Origin of the sequence: Borreliella spielmanii (assembly GCF_014201705.1) — a bacterium.
Classification (GTDB): Bacteria; Spirochaetota; Spirochaetia; order Borreliales; family Borreliaceae; genus Borreliella; species Borreliella spielmanii.
Map to the genome: position 1 here is coordinate 290,649 of NZ_JACHFA010000001.1, position 22,228 is coordinate 312,876.

The window sequence follows — 22,228 nt, forward strand, 5'->3', positions numbered from 1 at the left end:
CCTCAAATCAATTTAAAATTAATTTAAAACAAGCAACAGACTGCTAACAATAATATTATAAAAACTATGTATAAAAATTATATAATATACATTTTTATACCTTAAATAGATAAAAGCAAAAAATATTCCTAATATAAATGTAACCAAAAATCCTAAAATTCCATAATACAAATGCCCATAAGCAAAAAATATGCTACTGAGAAAAACGGCGACTAAAACAGGAAATCCCATTTGTGCAAACTTAGTAATAACAAAAGCCCTGTAAAAAAGCTCTTCAAAAGCTCCTGTAAATAAAGAGGTAAAAGTCATTAAGAATAATGTTTTTTTACTACTAATTTTCCAATTAAACCCAACATTGTTTTGAAAATAATAGGCAAATGCCGATTCTGGCAACAGATATTCAAGTAGAAAAGCTATTAAAAAAATGAATATCATTGCAATCAATATTGTTTTAATAAAAATTAAAACAGATTCCCAAATAAAAATAAATTTAAACTTAGGAATAAAAAACTCCACTCTAAAATCATCGCAAGAACTGGTAAGTTTAAAAAAATAAATTATAAAAACAATTAAAAAAGATCTTGAAATCCAAAAATAATAATGATTTTCATTAACATTCCAAAATTCTGAATCGACATTTTCAAAAGGAGATGCAAGATAAATAACTATATAGACCAAAAAAAGATCAAGCAAAGCTAGCTTGAATGAATATTTATTTTTTAACAATTGCATAAAGTATTGTAATTAAATACTTATTAATTGTCAATGAAGAATTATTGATTGATTAATCAAAACAAATTAAAATTCAAAAGATAATTATTTATAATTAAAAAATGAGAATATTGTAAATGATTTTAATATTTATCCTAATTTCACTTAATTTATCAATTCAATACTATTTAAAACTCAATTTGATTTATTTCAATACAATGCTAGCATTATTTTTTATAATAAAAAATAACAAACACTTGGCATTTAGTTTTATTTTTTGCACAATATTGCTATTAAGCTTTCAAGCTAGATTAAATTTTAAAACATTTAAAAAAAATACTTATCAAATAGTAAACATTAAAAATTTAAAAAAAGATTCAAAAACCCTTATCGAAGTAATTGACAATAACGCAAATACTCACAAATTCAACTTCAAGAATATTGAAAATATTTACAAAATAGGAGATACCATTAAAATTGAAAACCAAAAAATACAACTTATTAAAAGACCTTTTTTCTCCAAACTTAAAGGAAAATATACAAATGCTTTAAATAATTTTTTTACCTCATTAAATCCTAGTTATTCCCATTTTTCAAAAACAATAATTTTGAATATCAAATCAGAAATAACAAAATATGAAAAAACATTATTTCAAAATGCGGGAATTGCCCACATTTTAGTAGTGTCTGGATTACATTTTTATCTAATGAGTTTAATAAGTTACTATTTGCTTTTAATAATCACAAATGAAAAATTAAAATACTTAATACTAAGCATGATTTTATTAAATTATCTAATATTAACTGGATTTACACCCTCAACACTAAGATCATTTTTAATGACAGAATCTCTTATAATATATAAACTAATTTACGGCAAGATTAATTTAATAAGCTGCATATCTATTAGCTTTATAATAAATGCTATTGCATTCCCCGAAACACTAAATTCAATAGGATTTCAACTCTCCTATCTTGCAACAATAGGGATATCAGCATCGATGTATCTAAAAAATAGATATAATCTTAAAAGACTAACATCATCAATGCTTACAACGTTTTTTATTCAAATATTCACTTCACCAATAATTTATGTTAACAATTTTGATCTAACACCAATATCAATACTATCAAACTTAATAATTATTCCATTAACATTAATTTTCTTGGCAATAACAATATTAAGCTTAATAACTTACTTTTTAAACTTGAATTTATTTTTTCTCTTTGATCTTACAAATGCTTACATATTCCAAACAATAAAAATAGTAACAATATTTTTTAGCAAATTCTTTATAGTCAAACACCACCAAATACCCATATTTTTAATATTAAGCATTCTCCTTATAACTTACATTATTTATAATAACGAAACTAAAAAAAATTCAAAATAATTCAAAAATAGCTGACAATATCAAGAATAATATGCTACTATCTCTTTTATCTATGAACATTAACTACAACAGCATAACTAGCATAAAACAAACATTAAAAGAAAGAAAGATAGCTCCAAGAAAACTTTGGGGACAAAATTATTTAATCAACGAAAGTATAAGGCAAAAAATAATAGAAAGCTTAGATATAAAAAAAAATGAAAAAATCTGGGAAATTGGCCCGGGCCTTGGCGCAATGACTGATATTTTATTAAAAAAAACCAATCTTTTAACCGCATTTGAAATTGATTTAAAATATTCAGAAATATTAAATGAAAAATTTGGAAAATTAAAAAACTTTAAATTAATAAAAGGAGATTTTTTTAAAAAATACCCAACCGAAAATAAAAACATTGATAAAATATTTTCAAATTTACCATACAATATTGCATCAAAAGTAATATCTAAATTAATTGAAGAAAATTTTTTAAAAGAAATGGTACTCACAGTACAAAAAGAATTGGCCGACAGAATAACTGCAAAAATAAATAGCAAAAACTATTCTTCATTTACAGTCTTAGTACAATCGCACTTCACAGTAATTAAAATAATAGATATAGGAGAAAATAATTTTTATCCTGCACCTAAAGTTAAATCTACAACACTAAAATTAATTCCTAAAAAAAATAACATAAAAGACTTTAAAGAATTCAACAAATTGATTAGAACTGTCTTCTCAAACAGAAGAAAGAAGCTAAAAAACACCATTATTAATTTCATCGCAAATAAAACTATTTTAAAAGAAAATTTTTTAAAAGAATATTTAGACAAAAGACCTGAAAACATTTCTATTGAAGAATTTATACAAATTTCCAATACTTTAACTGCTTATCATTAAAGCACTTGCAAATACAATTTCATCAACAGAGCAACCCCTTGAAAGATCACTAACAGGCTTAGCAAAACCTTGTAAAAAAGGACCGTAGGCTTTAGCAAAAGCAAATCTCTCTACTAATTTATATCCAATATTCCCAGCATCTAAATTGGGAAATATTAAAACATTAGCAGACCCTGCTACCAAAGATTCTCTGCATTTTTTCTCTGCAACACTTTTAATTATGGCTGAATCAAGTTGAAGCTCTCCGTCAATAAGCAAATCGCCCTCTTTATTCTTCACAATATTTAAAGCATTCTTTACTTTTTCAGTTTCTCTAGCATTGGAAGATCCTTTTGTTGAAAAACTTAAAAGAGCAACCTTGGGCTTTACATTTAAAATATCTTTAAAAGATTTAGCACTTTGCAATGCAATTTCAGCAAGCTCTAAAGAATTAGGATTAACTACTACAGAACAATCTGCAAAAAATAAAATTCCATCATGCCCAAAACAAAAATCAACATTGCGAGCAACATTTAAAGTATCCATAATCATAAAAGATGATATAATCTTAACACCATCCAACTTAGGAATTATTCTCAAAGCATTAGACAGAACCTTAGCAGAAGTCGAAATAGCACCACAAACACAAGACTTAACATAACCAAGCCTTACCATAAGCATAGCAAAAGTAATTTCATCTAAAACTTGAGTCTTTAAACTTTGCTTCGTAGCTCCTTTTGACTTTAGCAAACTCCAATACTCATCCAAATACATTTCAATATCTGGAAAAGAATTAGGATCAACAACCTCTATTCTTTCTAAAATATTATTACAACTGGAAAATTCTTTTAAAGAATTCATAACAGGATCTTTTTTCCCTATCAAAATAATTGAATTTGCAAGATTTTTTTGCAAAACAACAACAGCTGCCCTCAAAACTCTAGAATCACTGCTTTCGGGAAAAACTATACTGCCTTTAAGCTTATTCTCTTTTGTGAATATTTCTGCTTTCTTAAAAACATAATCTTTTAAACAAAACACCTTATTAGGGAATAATAACACAATTTATTAAAGAATTCTTAAAATTTCTTGCACAACTTTAGCCGAATTAAAAGCAGCTAACTTAAGAAATTTACTATACTCAAGTTCATTTTCTTCTTTATTTACAATATCAGATATGGATCTAATAACTATAAAAGGTACATTAAACATATGAGAAACATGCCCTATTGCTGCACCTTCCATCTCAACAGCTATTACATCTTTAAAGTTTGCTATAATTTTGTTAATATAAGTTGGGTTAATAAACTGATCTCCTGATAATATTAACCCTGAATATGCATTAACACCTACAATATTTGATTTAACAGCTTCTGTAGCTTTATTAACCAAATTTTTATTGGCACTAAATTTTTGAGGCAATCCCATAAGCTGTCCTACTTTGTGTCCAAATTTAGTCAAATCAACATCATGATATGCAACATCTGAGGACACTACCACATCCCCCACTTTAATATCTTTGTATTTATCAGTAACAACACCTCCAGCAACCCCAGAATTAATTACATGACTTATATTATATTTTGACAAAATATAGCTAGTCCAAACACCTGCATTAACCTTTCCAACCCCACAAACAATAGCAATAACATTACGATTAGACAACTTCCCCTTTAAAATCTTTTTATTAAGACCATACTCTTTAAGTACTATTTCTTCCTTGTTAGACATAAGATTATTTATCTGCTCAAGCTCAGAGTCCATAGCAGTTACTATTAAAACATTGATATTTCTAGAAAAAGCAATATAACTATTTGAAAAAACTAATAAAAAAAGAAAAAATTTTATTAAAAAATTGTTCATAAACTCATACTCCTTATAGTACAAAAATATTTATAACATTATTTTATAAAAAAAACCAAAACTGAGTTAATTTTGAAATAATTTTTATAAAAGGTATTGAAAAAAATTATCCTATCCGTATTACAATATTAATAGCTTAAAAAAGGGGAACCTGAATGAAAAAAATGAATCTAGTTACAGCTGCTCTACCCTATGTTAATAACATTCCTCATCTTGGAAATTTAGTGCAAGTATTATCAGCCGATGCTTTTGCAAGATATTCAAAAATGTCGGGAATTGAAACTCTTTATGTCTGTGGAACAGACGAATATGGAACAGCTACAGAAACTAAAGCCTTAATTGAGAAGACCGCCCCTTTAGAACTTTGCAACAAATATTATGAAATACATAAATCAATTTACAAATGGTTCAATATTGAATTTGATATCTTTGGTCGCACAACTAATAAGCACCATCAAGAAATTGTACAAAATTTTTTCCTAAAATTAGAAAAAAATGGTTATATAAAAGAGCGAGAAACTGAACAATTTTTTTGCAACAAAGATTCAATATTCTTAGCTGATAGATATGTAATAGGAGAATGCCCAAAGTGCCAAAGCACGGCTAAAGGGGATCAGTGCGAAAACTGTTCTAAGCTTTTAAATCCAATAGACCTAATAAATCCAAAATGCATAATTTGTAAAAACAAACCTATTTTAAAAAAAACCAATCATCTTTATATAGATCTTCCCAAAATAAAAACAAAACTAGAAAAATGGATAAAAAATTCAACTACCAACAAAAATTGGAATACCAATGCACTTAAAATGACTAATGCTTTTTTAAGAGATGGTCTTAAAGAAAGAGCAATTACAAGAGACCTAAAATGGGGAATTCCTGTTCCTAAAAAAGGCTATGAAAATAAAGTATTTTATGTCTGGTTTGATGCCCCAATAGGATATATTTCAATTACCAAAAACATTGTAAAAAATTGGGAATCTTGGTGGAAAAACAATGAACAAGTAAATCTTGTCCAATTTATTGGAAAAGACAATATATTGTTTCACACAATTATATTCCCTTGCATAGAAATTGGAAGTAAAGAAAATTGGACAATATTAAATCAACTCTCATCAAGCGAGTACTTAAATTACGAAAATCTTAAATTTTCAAAATCAGAAGGAACAGGGATTTTTGGAAACGATGCTATTAGCACAGGAATCCCTTCTGATGTTTGGCGATTTTATATCTATTACAACAGACCTGAAAAATCTGATTTTCAATTTATGTGGCAAGATCTTATGGAAAGAGTAAATACAGAGCTTATTGATAATTTTTCAAATCTTGTCAACAGAGTATTAACATTTCAAAAAAAATTCTTTGGAGATATATTAGAAACAATAGAAATTCAACATAAATTTTGGAAACAAATAACACCAAAATACAATAAAATACTAAATCTTTTTAAAAAGACAGAACTAAAATCTGCACTCAAAGAAATCCTTCAAATTTCATCTTTTGGAAACAAAATATTTCAAGACAACGAGCCTTGGAAAAAAAAAGACAGTGCTCCACAAGAAACAAAAGAGCTAATCTTAAATTTAATATACCTAATCAGGGACTTGTCTATTTTAATGATGCCATTCATTCCTGAAACAAGCAAAAAGATACAAAAATTCTTTGGTAATAGCTATCAATTTTCTACCAAAATTCTTGGAACTAAATCGGGAATTAAAAAAATTGAATTCGTAGAAATATTATTTAATAAACTAGAGCAAAAAAAAATCAATGATTTAAGGCTAAAATATTCAGGAGAAAAAAACATGAACGAAAAAGAACAACCAGAAAACTTATTTAGAGAAAAAGTACTCTTAAAGGTTGTAAAAATAAATAAAATAGAAAGAAATTCCGAGGCTAAAAACTTATTCATATTAAAACTAGATGCCGGAACTAATAGAGAGAAACAAATAGTAAGTAGTCTTGAGGGGCATTATACAGAAGAAGAGCTTTTAGGCAAACATATAATAATAGTAGATAATTTAAAGCCTGCAAAGTTTAGGGGAATAAAATCCGAAGGAATGCTAATAGCTGCTGAAGACAAAAATAAAAATTTTAAAGTTATAATCGTAGAAGATTCAATTGAAAATCCTACTGCTGGGGAGAGAATAATACTTGAAAACGACAAAAATAAAGATCCTATCTGCCCGCCTAAAATTGACATAAATAAATTTTCAAAAGCTAACATAGTAACAGAAAACGGAGAGCTTAAAATAAACGGAATAAACTTAATATTAGAACATTCTAAGAACAAAATATTATCTAAAGATATACCGAACGGAATAGTTTGTTAAGAGCTTTTAATGATTATTAAAAAAATAGAAATAAAAGAAATAGAAGAAAATTATCTTCAAAGCGAACTGTGGGCATTAATAAAAACAACAAAAAACAGTAATTGGAAAGCCTTAGCATTTAAAAGTGATGTTCTTGGAAAAATTGTTGTAATGCAAAGAAGACTGTTTAAAAATTTTTACTTAGCATACATTCCCCATCCAGAATTTTCAAACAAAACTCTTGAAAACATTAATATTGATAAAATTAGCAAAAATATTAAAGAATTTAGCATAAAAATAAAACCTTACTTACATAAAAATACAATTTTTTTAAGATTTGATTTAATGTATTATTATCAAAGAACACTAAATGACACATACTCTCCACTAAAAATTAAAATCAAATATCTAAAAAAATCATTTGACGACATACAGCCTTCAAATACAACAATATTAAACTTAAATAATTCTCTTGAGAATATTTTGCTTAACATGAAAAAAAAAACAAGATATAACATAAAGCTCAGCACAAAAAAAAATCTGAATATAATAATAGATGATAAATTTGAACATTTAAATACATTTTACAAACTCTATAAAGAAACTAGCAAAAGAGATAAATTTGCTATTCACTCAGAAGAATATATACAAAACCTCATTAAAATATTCAAACAAGACAAAAATGCTCAAATAAAATTGATAATTGCATTTTACAATAAAATAATTATCTCCGGAATAATAGTAGGAATTTACAAAGAAAAAGCGGTTTATCTTTATGGGGCTTCTAGTACAGAATATAGAAATTTAATGCCCAATTATGCAGTACAATTTAAAGCAATACAAATTTTAAAAAAATTAGAAATAAAAGAATACGATTTATTAGGAATCCCCCCAATTGCAAATAAAAATCATCCCTTATTTGGTCTTTTTGGATTTAAAACAGGATTTGGGGGAAATATTATTCACAGAGTTGGCTGTTATGATTTTACTTACAAAAATTTTATTTATAAGATTTATGCAAATCTTGAAAAACTTAGATACTTTTATTATAAAGTAATAAGAAAAAAAATTTAAGCAAGCATATTAACTAATTTTTTGAATTGCAAGCCCCTATCAAACTCATTATTAAAAAGCTCAAAAGAAGCACTAGCAGGAGAAAATAACACAATGTCACCCGGACTTGAAATTTTAAAAGCATAATTTACTGCATCTTTTAAAGAATCAAATACAAAATATTGTATGCTACTTTTTTTCAAAATATTAATAATTTTTACAGTTGCACTTCCTTTTATCAATATCCAAGCTTTTACAAGATTTATAATCTTGCTAAAACTTGAAAAATCAAGATTTTTATCAGTTCCCCCAACAATTAAGTTAATACAACCAACATTTGTCTTTAAACTTTTAACAGACAAAACCGTAGAATCAGGAATAGTTGAAGCTGTATCATTATAAAACAATACATTTTGAACCAATTTAACAAACTCTAATCTATGCTCAATGCCTTTGAAATTATTTAAAATCTGAAGCGCATGATTAAGGTCTATATTTAAATAATACGAAACAAAAAAAGCAATAAGCTTGGGGGTCATTAAAACTGTTTTTGACTCATAAAAACTTCCAATCAACTTGTCATTAAAATATACTTCGCCCTTATTAGAATAAAAAATATCTTGATCAAAATCACAAGGATTAAATTCGGAAAATAAAATAACTTTGGCTTTTGATTCAAACTTTGAAAAATATTTGTAATAAGCCTTATCCTGAATAATCACAATTCCTGAAGTTTGATTTATAAAAATTTTTGACTTATCGACAATATAATCATCAAAATTTGAATAATAATTTTGGTGATCGTTGTAAACATTTGTAATAATGCTAAGAATAGGATTAAAATTCTCTAAAGATTGCAACTGCCAAGAAGAAAGCTCTAAAATCAAAGGAGATCTTCCATCAAGTTGGTCAAAAAAACTTAAAGGAGATACACCAATATTCCCCCCAAGTTTTACTTTTGGATATTTTTTTTTCAAAACCCGATACAAAAGAGACACAAGAGTTGATTTGCCTTTAGTACCTGTTACTGCAATTATAGGGTTCTTATTAAATATTAAAAATAAACTAATATCCGTTTCAACTCGTTTTGCAAGCTTTAAATATTTATTATTGGGTTTAACACTGGGATTTTTTACAACAATATCGGCTTTTTTAAAATCGTTTACATCGTGTTTACCTAAAACATACCTAATTTGATCATTAAAATCTCTTAAAGAATCAATACTTAAAGCTAACTCTGCCTCGCTTTTAAGATCAGTAATTACTAACTTTGCTCCATGCTTTAATAAAAATCTAGCAAGAGCTACTCCTCCTCCATTAAGCCCTAACCCCATGACTAAAAAATTCAAATTTTTAATTTCGTCTAAACGCACAATAAGATTATATCAAACCTACCAACTTGTTTTAATAGATTTAATCCACCTTTCACTATAAAAATAAGGAAGTGAAATAGCAAGTTTGATTGCATCCTCAAGAGCTGGAATAAAAACAATAATTTCAAAAGGTAAATTTGTATAATTTGCTAAAACGAAGGCAATAGGAATAGTATAAACAAATGTTACAGAACCTTCCATAATAGCGCCAAAACTTGGAGATGCTCCTGCACGAAAAAATCCAAAAAGATACTGAAAAGCAAGAGCCATAAAAAAAGCAGAAACAGAAGAATACCTCAAAATAATTCCTATAAGATGCGAATATTTTAATGTATAAAAAATATAAGGAGCAAAAAATGAAAACACAAACAATACAAAAGATGTTAAAAAAGCAAGCTTAAAGCCAATTTTACCTAAATAGATTGCAACTTTCATGACTTCTTTTTTACTATTATGCATTTCATAACCCATCATAATATTCAAAGAAATACAAAAGGAATTAATTATATTAAAGATAATAAAATAAATAGAAAAAGATATGCTATAAGCAGCATATCTATGTGTATCAATTCCTATAAAAATTGACGTCAATACAAGATAACCAAAAAACCAAATAAAATCATTTAAAAGGATTGGAATAAAAAATTTAATTAACTGAACAAACAACTTAACATTAATATTTAAATCATTAAGCTTAAGGTTTAAAATTGAATTCTTGTTAAACACTGTATAAATAAGATAAATAATAAGCTCTAAGGTACGAATAACTGTTGTTGCAATAGCAGCTCCAACCACCCCCATATGAAAAACAAAAATAAAAATATAATTTAATATTAGATTTAAAAGCACTGAAAAAATAGAAATGTAAACTTGAAATTTAACAATTTCAACAACTTTAAGAGCATTAGCAACAAGTCCTTTTATGATTGCAAATACGAAAGAAAAAATAGCTATGTTTAAATAAATCGCCCCATAATAAACTGCCTGCACATCATTAGAAATCAATCTAAGTAAAAAAAAAGGATTCACTCTAGAAATCAATATGAACGGGAAAGAAAATAAAATAATAGTTAATATACTAATAAAAAATGTATTTTTAAAACTCTTAAAATCACCCTGATTGTATTGCCTTGTAGCAATTATATTGTAAGCTCCTACCATAGCAAACCCAATAGTAACAAACAATTCAAAAAATTTATTTGCAAGAGAAACTCCTGCAACAGGATAGTCGCCAAGATATGAAACCATAGCATTATCGGTAAGGGAAATAAAATTAAATAAAAAAAACTCAATAGCAGTGGGAATTGCAATTTTTAAAAGATCTTTATAAATTTTATCTTTTTTTGACGCACTTAATGAATACATAAACTTCTCCAAATAAAAAGTCAAAATTTTTGCAAAAATAAATAATAAAGCGCTAAAATAAAACAAAAGGAGTTGCTTTTAAATCAGCATTAATTTTAGACTCACTAAGACCACTAAATTTTTATTAAGATCAAATATATCACGCTACCCTATACTCAATCAAGCTCTTCATAATCAATCTCTCGTATCCAATCGTCGTGAAAAAATTCAATTATGATAAATACATTTTTAATTATCTCTTCCCCATTTACAATAAAAATCACTATTGGTAAACTTAAATTTGTATAAAACACTAATAAATAAGCAATTGGGAGCGTATAAAAAACAATTACCCCTGATTCAATAAAAAAACAAACATTTGGTATGCCACTAGCCCTAAAAACTCCAACAAGAACTTGAGCCGTAAAAGCTTTAAAAACTACAATACTTGCAAAAACATAAATAAATACACTAACAAGTTCAGGAGAATTTAAATTACTAAAAATATAAGGTGCAAAACCGGATATCCCAATAAGCAAAATAACTACAAAAATGCCTAAAAGAAATCCTAAAAAAGATAAAAAAAATCCAACCGATCTAACATGTTTCTTATCGTAAATCATTAAATGCCCAATAACAACGCCTGTTGCAAGTCCCATACCATGAAGCAATACAAAACAAATGTCAAAAAGATTTGATGCAACAGCAAATGAAGCATATTCAATGCTTCCAACACGAGCATAAAATGCATGTAAAATAGTTATACTCAAGACCCAAAAAATCTCATGGGATAAAACGGGTATAATAAGCTTTAAATTAGCTCTAACAACTATTTTTGAAGCAAAAAAATCGCTAAACTTTATCCGATAATATGAATTTTTATTTAAAAGACTATATGAAAAATAAAAAACAAACTCCACAATTCTAGCAAGCACAGTAGCATATGCAGCACCTTTTATTCCCATGCCAAAACCAAAAATAAAAATATAATTAAAAACAATATTTATTAAAACAACAATAGAAGTAACATATAAAGGTATTTTTACTTCTTTAGCGCTCTTAAACCCCATAGCCGATAAAAAAGAATATGCCATTAATATATAAGACCAAGAAATAATTTTTAAATACTCTGATCCAAAATTTAAAGAATTTTGATTGGTTGTAAATAGTTTAATAATGTTTTTTGGGAAAAAAAATGAAAATATAAAAAAAATTATTCCTATTGTAGTTCCAATTGATAACATATAAGCAAAAGATTGTTTTATTTGAAGAAATTTCTTTTTTGCAATTGCTTGAGACACGTAAGAGCTTAAAGCTGTACCAAGTCCAAACACAATAATAAAAAAAAGAAAAGTTACTCTATTTGCTAAAGAAACCCCTGTAACATGAAAAGAACCTAAATAGGAGATCATAAAATTATCAAAAAAAGTTACCATTTGAAATAAAAGCGATTCAAAAGCTGTAGGAATAGCTATAATGAATAACTCTTTTATTATTTGATCATAATTTTTAAACTTTTTGACCATATTCCCTATACATACTCCCCTTTATTTATTACTTTTAACTAAATTTAACCTAATCTAGAAAATACATATATAATTAGAATTAACTATTTATTATACTAAAATATAGTATAATAAAATAATATGAAATCACTCTATGTTTTATTGCTTCTATTTATTAACCTAGCTTTGTTAGCCAACAATATTTCAGAAAAAGACTTAAAAATATTACTAGAGATTACTAAACCAATAAACGAACAGTACAAAAATTTTATTGAAAAAAATCCTATTCAGTTCTTAAAAGAAATAAAGCCTTTGGTAGATGCAGAAAAAAACAACCTCTTAACTTTAATAAATAAAAAAATAGCAATTCCTGAAAATTATAAAGTACTTGATCTGGTAAATATTAATGATTTTAAAGATCTTCAGAATCTTGGAACAAAGACTCTTCGAGTAAGACAAATCTTAATCAAAGATTTAATTCAACTAATAAAAGATGCAAAAAGAAATGGAATTGAAATTAAAATCAAATCCGCTTACAGAACACAAGAATACCAAAAATTTTTATTTGATTACAATGTAAAAACTTACGGAAAAAAAGTCGCAGAAATGCAATCAGCAATTCCAGGACACTCTCAGCATCATATGGGAACAGCAATAGATTTTATAAATCTAGATGATAATTTACTAAACACAAAAGAAGGAAAATGGCTTTATGAAAATTCCCTAAAATATGGATTTTCCCTTTCATACCCAAAAGGATACGAAATAGAAACAGGATATAAAGCAGAGCCTTGGCACTACTTATACATAGGACCTAAGCCATGCCTTATTCAGAAAAAATATTTTAATAATTTACAATATAAGCTTCTTGAATTTTGGAATCATAACAAAACAAATCTTATTAACCTAATTGATAAGTATACAAACTAAATACTCCTTCCAGCATTTAAATAAGAACAAAAAAGATTATCTAGCAGATCAATATCAAGATTATCATAAGCAGAATTATCATCAAAAAACAAGTCGAGTTCTTCTCTAATCAAGACTATAATATCTCTATCATCAACAAAATTAGCTATTTTTAATTTTAAATATCCTGCTTGCTCAAGCCCAAATAAATTGCCAGGCCCCCTTAACCTTAAATCTTCCTCTGCTATTTTAAATCCATCTAAGTTTTCTTTTATAGTTTTCAATCGAAATTTTCCAGCACTTGTTAAAGGCTCTTTATAAAGTAAAAAGAAAAAGGACTGTAAATTACTTCTACCAACACGACCTCTAATTTGATGCAACGTAGAAAGTCCAAAACGCTCAGCATGCTCTACCACCATACAGGTTGCATTTGGACAATCAATTCCGACCTCAATAACACTAGTAGCCACCAAAATATCTACTTTTTTAGAATAAAAATTCTTCATAATTTCTTCTTTTAAATCAGCCGGCAACTTAGAATGAAGCATATCGACAACATATTCGCTAAACACTTCTTTTAATTTTAAACACATATTATTAACGTCTTTTAATTCAAATTTTTCTGAAGATGAAATTAATGGATAAACAAAATATACCTGATGACCCTTTAAGAGCTCTTTTCTTAAAAACTCATAAACTTTATCTTCATTGCCATGCTTTGCTAAATAAGTAGTAATAGGCAAACGCCCCTTAGGCAAGGTTTTAATAAAAGAAACTTCAAGATCACCAAAAAGTGTTAAAGCAAAACTTCTAGGAATAGGAGTTGCAGACATTAAAAGCATGTCTACTCCTTCTCCTTTGTTTTTAAGCTCTTCTCTTTGAAAAACTCCAAATTTATGTTGCTCATCAATAATAACATATGCTAATCTCTTAAATTCTGTGCTTTCGTAAAAAATAGCATGTGTTCCAACTATCAAACCAGAAGTTCCACTTCTAATACTTTCCAACGCTTGTTCTTTATCCCTCTTTTTTAAACTACCGGTCAAAAGAGTCACTGAAATGTTTAAAGGGGACAATATATTGGATAAATTATCATAATGTTGACGAGCCAAAAGATCAGTAGGTGCCATAAATGCTACCTGATATCCAGCTTCAATTAAAGGAAGTCCTGAAAGCAAGGCAACAAGGGTCTTTCCACTTCCAACATCACCTTGAAGCAATCTATTCATTGGTTTAGAAGAGTTAAGATCTGAGAATATCTCATCAATAGAAATTTTTTGACCTTCTGTAAGTTCAAAAGGCAAACTTGAAACAACTCTTTCAAGCAAATCTCTTGATAAATGTTTTTTTTCTCGGAAAAGAACCTTAGAAGATCTATATCTTGAAAAAAACTGCAACAAGAAAATTTCCCTGTAAATTAAAGTTTTTTTTGCCTTTTCAAGCATTTCTAATGAACTTGGAAAGTGAATCTCTTTTAAAGCCTCACTTAGCGATAACAAAGAATACTTTTCTATCAAAAATTTAGGAATGTCTGTTTGACCAAACTTAAAAAAATATTCAAGAGCTTCTCTTACATATAATGAAATCTTCTTTGATGTTAATCCTTCTGTCAAAGAATAAACCGGAAGAATTTTTTTAAACCTTTCGGGATTATCACTAAAAACTTCACTATCAAAATTAGAACAACTCCATAAACCGCTATAATCGTTATAAGTAAATTTAGAATAAATATAAAATTTTTTATCTATTTTAAAAACATTCTCTAAAAAAGCCCTATTGAAAAGTAAAATTTCAAAAGGCTCATCATTTACACTTCTAGCCGTTAACTTTAAATTCTTTTTAGAACTATCCCCAAATTTTTTATGCCCAACAACAGTGAACACCGTCATCATATCACAACTTTTCATCTTAGAAAAATCTGGAAAAGTTTGTATATTTTGACGATCCTCATATTTTACAGGAAAAAACTCAATAAGATCTTTAACATTTAAAATTTGCAGATTTTTTAACCTTTCAACCCCCTTCTCACCAAAACCACCTATACCTTTAAGCTCATATTCAAACTCATGTAAAAACATTTTAATCTCCTAAAAAGGCAAATATGTTCCTAAGACTCTAATAGCAAATACAACTTGCTCAATAATAATTATAAATGCTATCATTAAAGCACTCCCAACAATCAAACGTGAGGTATAAGACATATGTTTGTCAGTAATTACACCACTTATCCTAGTAGATAAAGGAAGTAAAAATGAATCAACTGTTTTAAAAAAGTCTGAACCTTGGAACAAATTTAAAAGCAATAACAATAATCTCAATAATAAAAAGAAAACTATAGCAATAAAAATACTTCTAAATATCCCCCAAACTTCAACAATAAATAAAATAATAAATGTAGAAAGTTTATAATTTCCGTAAGCCAACATTCTTTCAAAAATAGTTAGAGTTATTAAAGCTGCAATTGGAGAAAAATCAAACATGCCAAATGTAAAAAAAGGAACTCTTCTAAAAAAAGATAAAAATGGTTCTGTAACAGTATGTATAAATTTAAAAAACACATTAGTATTCATTCCTGAAGACACAAGCCAACTAAGAATGATCCTAATTAAAATTAGAATCCTATAAATCTGTAAAAATACCATTAAAGTTTCTATTAAAACAATTAACACAGCACCTCCTAATCAACCCAAACATCTTCAACTATTGCACACCTTCTCAATTTATCAAGCTTATCTTCATCTGGCCCAAAGTTTAAAATTGAATTCATTTTTAATTTTAAATCTTTGCCATTTTCCCTTAAATAAAAATAAACATTTGAAAATCCAGAATTGTCCTCAAAATCACTTATACTTTCCTTTAAAGAATTAAGCAATTGTAAATCATTTAATTTATTATTTAAAAATTTAATATGAATATTATTTACTTTATCTTCTGAGAGTCTCTCAATATTTACAACTTTTTCAACTACAATCGAAAATTTGTCTCTATTAAACGTAAGCCTACCTATAACCCCAACAACATTACCTTCAATTAAAAAATTCTTATATCTTTCATAGCTTTCTGTAAAAACTACAATATCTATTGAGCCTTTAAAATCTTCAATAACGCCAAAAGCCATTTTTGAATTATTCCTTTTGGTTTGAATAATTTTTACTGAATTTAAAATACCAGAAAATTGAACAGTGCTATCTTTCTTAGCAGCAAGATCTTTTAAAACATTTAAACTGGAAAAATTATTAATTGCCTTTTTATAAGGATCAAGAGGATGGCCTGATACATAAAATCCTAAAAGCTCTTTTTCAAATCCTAAAAGCTCAGAATAAGAATATTCTTCAAAAACTTGATAATTAAAACTTTGCTGAATTGACTCTTGACTTCCAAGAACATCAAACAAACTATTTTGACCAAGCTTTTTATTATTTTTATCTTCTGAAACAACTTCAATCAAGCGATCAAGATTTTCAAATAACGTTTTTCTATTCTTATCCAAACTATCAAAAAGTCCTGATTTTATTGCAGATTCTAAAAATTTTTTATTAATTACTTTATCATCTACACGTCTGACAAAATCCTCAAAAGAACTATATTTACCGTTTTTCTCTCTCTCATCAATTATTAAGTCAACAACAATTCCTCCAAGATTTTTAATCCCATTAAGCCCATAAGAAATTCCAGAGTCAGTTACACGAAATTCTCTAAATGATCGATTTATATCGGGTTTGAGCACATTTATACCTATAGCTTTTGACTCTTCAATGTAATAAGAAAGCTTATCGTTATTATTAATTTCATTTGTCAAATTGGCAGCCATAAAATACTCAGGGTAATTAGCCTTAAGATAAGCGGTTTGATACGCTATTAAAGAATACGCTGCCGCATGCGATTTATTAAATCCATACCCAGAAAAAGGCTTTAAAAGTTCAAAAATTTCACTAGCAATTTCTTTGTCATACCCTTTCTCAACAGCGCCTCTTAAAAAGTCAACCTTCATTTCATTCATCTCGTCTTCTTTCTTTTTACCCATAGCACGTCTTAAAATATCGGCCTTGCCAAGAGAAAAACCTCCAATTATTTTTGCAACTTCCATTACTTGTTCTTGATAAACAATAACTCCATAAGTTGGCCTTAAAACTTCCTTTAAATCTGGATGGGGATATTTAATTCTCTTAACACCTTTTTTAGCAGCAATAAATTGAGGAATAAATTGCATAGGGCCTGGCCTATAAAGAGCATTTAAGGCTATCAAATCTTCAATATTATCGGGTTTTGTATCTTTTAGAATTTGCTGCATCCCTTCAGATTCAAACTGAAAAACGGATGCACTTTTCCCTTCTCCTAGCATCTTAAAAGTCTTAACATCATTATCTGGAATATTTTTTATTCTAAAATCTGGATTTACACTTCTAATAAGATTTTCTGCATTTTTTATTAAAGTTAATGTTTTCAAGCCGAGAAAATCCATTTTAACAAGTCCACATTCTTCAAGTAAATCCATTGTATATTGAGTAGAAACAGAGCCTTGCTTATAATCCTTATATAAAGGCACATAATCGGTCAAAGGGGTTTTAGAAATTACAATTCCTGCAGCATGAGTTGAAGCATGTCTATTCATTCCCTCAAGAACCAATGCAGCATCCATTAATTCTTTATAAATAGGCTTGCTAGTAAAATACTCTTTCAAAGAATTGTCATTTAAAACTTCTTTTAAAGAAACTTTAGGACCTTCGGGAATAAACTTAGTAAGTTCATTCGACTCAGCAAATGGAATGTCTAAAACTCTAGCTACGTCTTTAACTACAGCCTTAGGCTTTAGAGTCCCAAAAGTAATTATTTGAGCGACCTTATCTTCTCCATATCTATTAGTAACATATTTTATAATCTCATCTCTGCCTTCAAAGCAAAAATCAATATCAAAATCGGGCATAGAAATACGCTCAGGATTTAAAAATCTCTCAAAAAGTAAATTATATTTTAAAGGATCAATATCGGTAATCCTAAGAGCATAAGCTACAATTGAACCTGCACCAGAACCACGCCCAGCGCCAACAGGAATATCATGATCATGAGCAAATTTAATAAAATCCCAAACAATTAAAAAATAGCCTTCAAAACCCATCCTAATTATCACACCTAATTCATAAAAAGCTCTATCTTTTATTTTGCTTGTCAAAGTTTTATATCTAAATTTCAACCCCTCAAGAGTAAGATATTCTAAATATTCACCAAGGGTATCAAATTCAATAGGAATTTGATAATCAGGCAAAATAGGACCTGGAAAGGTTATTTTAAATTCATCACACTTTTCTGCAATCCTTACAGTATTTTCTAAAGCTTCAGGCAAATCATTAAAAAGTTCACACATTTCCTCTTGGGATTTAATATAAAATTCATTGGTTTCCATTTTCAATCTATTCTCATCGCTTTTCTTAGCACCAGTTCCAATACAGACAATGATGTCTTGAGCAACTGCATCTTCTCTATTAACATAATGAGAATCATTAGCTACTGTTAAAGGAACTCCAAGCTCTCTAGAATACTCAACCAACCTTTCATTCACAATGTCTTGATCTTTAATGCCATGCCTTTGAAGCTCAAGATAAAAATCATCGCCAAAAACTTTTTTAAACCAAAGAATTTCATTCTTAGCATCTTCAAATCTATTGGCCAAAATAAGCCTTGGAATAAGTCCCCCAATGCAAGCTGAAGTACAAATTAAACCTTCTGAATATTTTTCAAGATCCTCTTTATCTATCCTTGGACGATAATAAAACCCTTCAAGATAAGAAATACTTGTTAACTTTAATAAGTTTTTATAACCTAGCTCATTCTTGGCAAGCAAAATTAAATGGTAAGACATTTTTCCAAGATCATCATGTTTTTTTAAAAACTTAGAAGTTTTTGCCATATAAGCTTCAATGCCAATTATTGGCTTAATGCCTGCTTTTTTAGCTTCTTTATAAAATTTAATAGCTCCAAAAAGATTCCCATGATCCGTTAATGCAATATGAGACATATTGCATTTTTTTGCTTTTGATACAATATCTGATATTTTTGCAGCCCCATCTAAAAGAGAATAATCAGAATGAACATGTAGATGAATAAACTTAGACCTAAAACTCATACCTAAAATTATTTTATCAAAATAAAACTTGATTTTTAACAAACCTTAGTCAAATAAATAAAAATTTAAAAGCCATAATAATTTTAAATCTAAATTATCACAACAACTTTTATCAAAATGATTAAGAAAAAATACTAATTCCTTGATTATCCAATTCAATCACCACTTTCTTAATGTGCTCAAGTTTTCTGACAATTTCTTCGGACAAACTCTCTGATTGAGCCAAAAAATCTTTAGCTTGTCTTAAGCCGCTGTCACCGCGATTTTCTACCCTAAATATAATCAAAATTTCAGCTGCAAACTTATTAATATTTAAATAAGGAATATATACTTCTTCCCACAATTGCTTAACAGTATCATTCTTAGGAGACAATCCTTTATAAAACAATCCAAACCCATGCTTGGAAGCATCCGTTTGAATGAATATTGACTTTTGTCCCTCAACAATTAATCTTAAACTATTAATCCAAGAAAATTGTTCTGAGATAATAAATTCTAACTCTTTTAAAAATTCATCATTAGAAAGCATAAAAGTATCAGAACCAATCAAAGAATCACAATTCTTTGAATAATAAGTCATATTAGCATCTATGCTATCAAGATTTTCAACTAAAGAAGAAAATTCCTCTTGACTTTTTGTAAAGCGCTTAAATATGCTATCAAGATAATTAAGCTGTTCAAGAATCTCAGCAAAGAACTTATCAATATCAATCTGCAAATCCATAAGGTTATGAGAAATTAAATCTTTAGAAACCTCCTCAATTTCCTTTACAGAAATCATATTCATAACACCTTTTGCCTGATCAGAAAGTCGCTTAATCTCATCTGCAACAACAGAAAATCCTTTACCATACTCTTTAGCCCTTGCAGCCTCAAGCTTTGCATTAAGAGAAATCATATTGGTAGCGCCTAAAAAACTACTTATTGTTTCTAAGCTTCCCTGAATTCCAACAATAACAGAAGATATTTGGCTTAGCTTTTCCTTACTATTTTTACTAATATCACTAAAAATAACGCTTATCTGATCACGAGCATTATTTGTAATCTTAATAAGAATAGAAAATATATTGTCAAAATCATCTATTCCAGAAAACAAAATTCTTTGTAATGACTCAAATCCTACCTTTAAAGCGGCAATGGAAGCTTTGGTATGATAAAATCCCTTTAACATTTCCTTAACAGGAACTTTATATTCATACGTACTCAAATCCTTTTTGTCATCGCTGACAGCATTTAAAAGGCTTGAATCAAAAACTTTTTTTTTCTTTTTTTTAAAAATCGAAAATTTTTTCATAAAGGGATTCTACCATAAAAAAATTTTTTTGAATAGATGCTTAAGCATTTAATTTGACACATTATTCCAACTTTAATATCAAATCAAATACATTGACAAATAAAAAAATATTTCTATATTTAAATAGTAAAATTGATACTTTGATATAAACTTAGGCTTTCACCTTAAACCATAAAACCATTTAAAGATACAAATCATTCTCCTTATTCAATTAAATTTACAACTAATATTAAATTTTATTTACTTCTTTTTATCCAAGAGTAACGCCCGCTAGCTTCATTATACTCAAAAAGAGCATCTCTGTAAGAAAAAAAACACAAGAAAATATTTATAAATTCTTCTAATTTAGCCTTAACTTTTGGCAAGTTAAAATCGTTGTCAAAATTAAAAATATCATCTGATTCTGCTGTAAATAATTTATCATCTTGCTTAAGAATAACTTTTTTGGGTTGCCAAAAAAGAACATTGGTTTTTTTGTCTTGAAGAAAGAATCTATTAAATTCATAATCAAGATCAACTTGATCCGTTTTTGCTTCAACAATCCCAATAATAACACATCTTTCATGATCAATTCTTTTAATCAAAACAGCATCCGTAAGCACAACTCTCTCACCAACTTCAAGAGCAAACTGTTCTTCTATCTCATATTGCTTATTAAAAGGAAGATTTGCAATTTTCCTAAAAAGATTGAGAAGTATGTACTTAGTACTCATCTCTTTATTGCTTATCCTAAGACAAGGAATCTTCATTCTATACTTAAGCTCATCAAAAAAATATTTAACTAGTCTTTTCATTAAAATTGTTTTTCTAATGTCTTCTTCTTTCATTCAATCCTCCTAATAAAAATTGCCAAAAACTAAAACTATTATAAAAATACAATAAAATCCGAATAGTACTAAATAAATCAAAATACTTTAGTATATACTAATTATAATTAACTCATTGCCTAAAATGAAGGGGAAAATTATGTTAATTAAATTTATGTTTTCAAATATTAATCTAATATTAATAGTCAGCATGACTTTATTTAAAATATTACTAGAAATAATATATCGCAAAATATTATTAAAAAAAATAATTGACAATAACAACACGTTAAATACTAAAAACAAACAATACAAAATAATTATTATCGTCGTTTTAGCTTTCAATCATTTATTACAAAGTTTTTTAATCAACGCTCTTATTAATTTATTTAACAATTTAATAACCCTAACTAATAACTCTCTTGGAAACTTAACAAGCTTAAATTACAATATATTATCTGCAATACTAATATCTAGTATAACTTGGCTTGCATTTAGCTTACCTAAAGTAATAAACGATATAATCTATGAAAAAAGACCGTTTAATTCGACAATAGCTAATGCTTTTTTTGATCTTTTAATAATAATATTGCTAACCACATTTTCTAAATTATTTTTAAGCTATAAAATATTGCAATTTGAAAGCACTACAAACATTAATTTTGAAAACCTGCCTACTCACTAAACAAA

At 27.6% G+C, this 22,228-nt stretch carries 17 protein-coding genes; 6 read left to right on the forward strand and 11 right to left on the reverse strand.

Going from position 1 to position 22,228, the window contains the following annotated elements; genetic code table 11:
* Window positions 1-18 precede the first annotated feature (18 nt).
* Window positions 19-732 carry a CPBP family intramembrane glutamic endopeptidase gene (locus HNR35_RS01305; protein WP_006433974.1) on the reverse strand — a complete coding sequence of 238 codons (714 nt, stop codon included), beginning with the start codon at window positions 730-732 and terminating at the stop codon, window positions 19-21.
* A gap of 116 nt (window positions 733-848) precedes the next feature.
* On the opposite strand from HNR35_RS01305, the gene HNR35_RS01310 reads away from it, so the two are divergent.
* Window positions 849-2,105: a ComEC/Rec2 family competence protein gene (locus HNR35_RS01310; protein ID WP_183223409.1), complete on the forward strand. Its 1,257-nt coding sequence runs from the start codon at window positions 849-851 to the stop codon at window positions 2,103-2,105.
* Between the two features lie 31 nt (window positions 2,106-2,136).
* A complete protein-coding gene (rsmA, locus tag HNR35_RS01315) occupies window positions 2,137-2,982 on the forward strand; it encodes a 16S rRNA (adenine(1518)-N(6)/adenine(1519)-N(6))-dimethyltransferase RsmA (protein WP_183223411.1) in 846 nt (281 codons plus the stop codon).
* On the opposite strand, the gene pta is transcribed toward rsmA, so the two are convergent.
* Window positions 2,965-4,002, reverse strand: a complete 1,038-nt coding sequence (gene pta, locus HNR35_RS01320) for a phosphate acetyltransferase (protein WP_183223616.1) — start codon at window positions 4,000-4,002, stop codon at window positions 2,965-2,967. The genes rsmA and pta overlap by 18 nt on opposite strands.
* A gap of 27 nt (window positions 4,003-4,029) precedes the next feature.
* On the reverse strand, window positions 4,030-4,824 hold the full coding sequence (locus HNR35_RS01325; protein ID WP_183223413.1) for a 5'-methylthioadenosine/adenosylhomocysteine nucleosidase: 795 nt from the start codon (window positions 4,822-4,824) through the stop codon (window positions 4,030-4,032).
* Between the two features lie 155 nt (window positions 4,825-4,979).
* On the opposite strand from HNR35_RS01325, the gene metG reads away from it, so the two are divergent.
* Window positions 4,980-7,154, forward strand: coding sequence for a methionine--tRNA ligase (gene metG / locus HNR35_RS01330; protein WP_183223415.1), 2,175 nt, complete (start codon window positions 4,980-4,982; stop codon window positions 7,152-7,154).
* A gap of 9 nt (window positions 7,155-7,163) precedes the next feature.
* Window positions 7,164-8,207 carry a lipid II:glycine glycyltransferase FemX gene (locus HNR35_RS01335; protein ID WP_183223417.1) on the forward strand — a complete coding sequence of 348 codons (1,044 nt, stop codon included), beginning with the start codon at window positions 7,164-7,166 and terminating at the stop codon, window positions 8,205-8,207.
* On the opposite strand, the gene murD is transcribed toward HNR35_RS01335, so the two are convergent.
* The 3 genes from murD to HNR35_RS01350 form a co-directional block, all read right to left on the reverse strand.
* On the reverse strand, window positions 8,204-9,559 hold the full coding sequence (gene murD, locus HNR35_RS01340; RefSeq protein ID WP_183223419.1) for a UDP-N-acetylmuramoyl-L-alanine--D-glutamate ligase: 1,356 nt from the start codon (window positions 9,557-9,559) through the stop codon (window positions 8,204-8,206). The genes HNR35_RS01335 and murD overlap by 4 nt on opposite strands.
* Before the next feature lie 18 nt (window positions 9,560-9,577).
* Entirely contained in the window at window positions 9,578-10,924 is a 1,347-nt protein-coding gene (locus HNR35_RS01345; RefSeq protein WP_183223420.1) for an MATE family efflux transporter, read from the reverse strand.
* A 155-nt stretch (window positions 10,925-11,079) separates the two neighbouring features.
* Window positions 11,080-12,429 (reverse strand): MATE family efflux transporter, encoded by a 1,350-nt coding sequence (locus tag HNR35_RS01350; RefSeq protein ID WP_183223423.1) that lies wholly within the window; start codon window positions 12,427-12,429, stop codon window positions 11,080-11,082.
* 120 nt (window positions 12,430-12,549) lie between these two features.
* Between HNR35_RS01350 and HNR35_RS01355 the strand changes: the two genes are divergently transcribed.
* Entirely contained in the window at window positions 12,550-13,338 is a 789-nt protein-coding gene (locus HNR35_RS01355; RefSeq protein ID WP_183223425.1) for a M15 family metallopeptidase, read from the forward strand.
* Here the strand turns inward: HNR35_RS01355 and recG are convergent.
* From recG to HNR35_RS01380, 5 genes are all read right to left on the reverse strand, one after another.
* Window positions 13,335-15,395 carry an ATP-dependent DNA helicase RecG gene (recG, locus tag HNR35_RS01360; RefSeq protein WP_183223427.1) on the reverse strand — a complete coding sequence of 687 codons (2,061 nt, stop codon included), beginning with the start codon at window positions 15,393-15,395 and terminating at the stop codon, window positions 13,335-13,337. The two genes, HNR35_RS01355 and recG, sit on opposite strands and share 4 nt — an antisense overlap.
* Before the next feature lie 9 nt (window positions 15,396-15,404).
* On the reverse strand, window positions 15,405-15,959 hold the full coding sequence (locus HNR35_RS01365; protein ID WP_095456370.1) for a YggT family protein: 555 nt from the start codon (window positions 15,957-15,959) through the stop codon (window positions 15,405-15,407).
* A 35-nt stretch (window positions 15,960-15,994) separates the two neighbouring features.
* Window positions 15,995-19,480, reverse strand: coding sequence for a DNA polymerase III subunit alpha (gene dnaE, locus HNR35_RS01370; RefSeq protein WP_183223429.1), 3,486 nt, complete (start codon window positions 19,478-19,480; stop codon window positions 15,995-15,997).
* A gap of 79 nt (window positions 19,481-19,559) precedes the next feature.
* Window positions 19,560-20,732, reverse strand: coding sequence for a methyl-accepting chemotaxis protein (locus HNR35_RS01375; RefSeq protein WP_183223431.1), 1,173 nt, complete (start codon window positions 20,730-20,732; stop codon window positions 19,560-19,562).
* Window positions 20,733-20,968: 236 nt separating this feature from the next.
* The gene (locus HNR35_RS01380; protein ID WP_183223433.1) at window positions 20,969-21,559 is read right to left on the reverse strand and encodes a hypothetical protein; all 591 of its coding nucleotides are present in this window, start codon (window positions 21,557-21,559) and stop codon (window positions 20,969-20,971) included.
* Window positions 21,560-21,698: 139 nt separating this feature from the next.
* Here HNR35_RS01380 and HNR35_RS01385 point away from each other — a divergent pair, with 139 nt between their 5' ends.
* Window positions 21,699-22,223 carry a DUF1761 family protein gene (locus tag HNR35_RS01385; RefSeq protein ID WP_183223435.1) on the forward strand — a complete coding sequence of 175 codons (525 nt, stop codon included), beginning with the start codon at window positions 21,699-21,701 and terminating at the stop codon, window positions 22,221-22,223.
* Window positions 22,224-22,228 lie beyond the last annotated feature (5 nt).

What these genes read in the sequence shown, in the direction of transcription:
- HNR35_RS01305 (WP_006433974.1), bottom strand. Translation starts at nt 732, where the DNA reads ATGCAATTGTTAAAAAATAAATATTCATTCAAGCTAGCTTTGCTTGAT.
- HNR35_RS01310 (WP_183223409.1), top strand. Translation starts at nt 849, where the DNA reads ATGATTTTAATATTTATCCTAATTTCACTTAATTTATCAATTCAATAC.
- rsmA (WP_183223411.1), top strand. Translation starts at nt 2,137, where the DNA reads ATGCTACTATCTCTTTTATCTATGAACATTAACTACAACAGCATAACT.
- HNR35_RS01325 (WP_183223413.1), bottom strand. Translation starts at nt 4,824, where the DNA reads ATGAACAATTTTTTAATAAAATTTTTTCTTTTTTTATTAGTTTTTTCA.
- metG (WP_183223415.1), top strand. Translation starts at nt 4,980, where the DNA reads ATGAAAAAAATGAATCTAGTTACAGCTGCTCTACCCTATGTTAATAAC.
- HNR35_RS01335 (WP_183223417.1), top strand. Translation starts at nt 7,164, where the DNA reads ATGATTATTAAAAAAATAGAAATAAAAGAAATAGAAGAAAATTATCTT.
- HNR35_RS01345 (WP_183223420.1), bottom strand. Translation starts at nt 10,924, where the DNA reads ATGTATTCATTAAGTGCGTCAAAAAAAGATAAAATTTATAAAGATCTT.
- HNR35_RS01350 (WP_183223423.1), bottom strand. Translation starts at nt 12,429, where the DNA reads ATGGTCAAAAAGTTTAAAAATTATGATCAAATAATAAAAGAGTTATTC.
- HNR35_RS01355 (WP_183223425.1), top strand. Translation starts at nt 12,550, where the DNA reads ATGAAATCACTCTATGTTTTATTGCTTCTATTTATTAACCTAGCTTTG.
- recG (WP_183223427.1), bottom strand. Translation starts at nt 15,395, where the DNA reads ATGTTTTTACATGAGTTTGAATATGAGCTTAAAGGTATAGGTGGTTTT.
- HNR35_RS01365 (WP_095456370.1), bottom strand. Translation starts at nt 15,959, where the DNA reads ATGGTATTTTTACAGATTTATAGGATTCTAATTTTAATTAGGATCATT.
- HNR35_RS01375 (WP_183223431.1), bottom strand. Translation starts at nt 20,732, where the DNA reads ATGAAAAAATTTTCGATTTTTAAAAAAAAGAAAAAAAAAGTTTTTGAT.
- HNR35_RS01380 (WP_183223433.1), bottom strand. Translation starts at nt 21,559, where the DNA reads ATGAAAGAAGAAGACATTAGAAAAACAATTTTAATGAAAAGACTAGTT.
- HNR35_RS01385 (WP_183223435.1), top strand. Translation starts at nt 21,699, where the DNA reads ATGTTAATTAAATTTATGTTTTCAAATATTAATCTAATATTAATAGTC.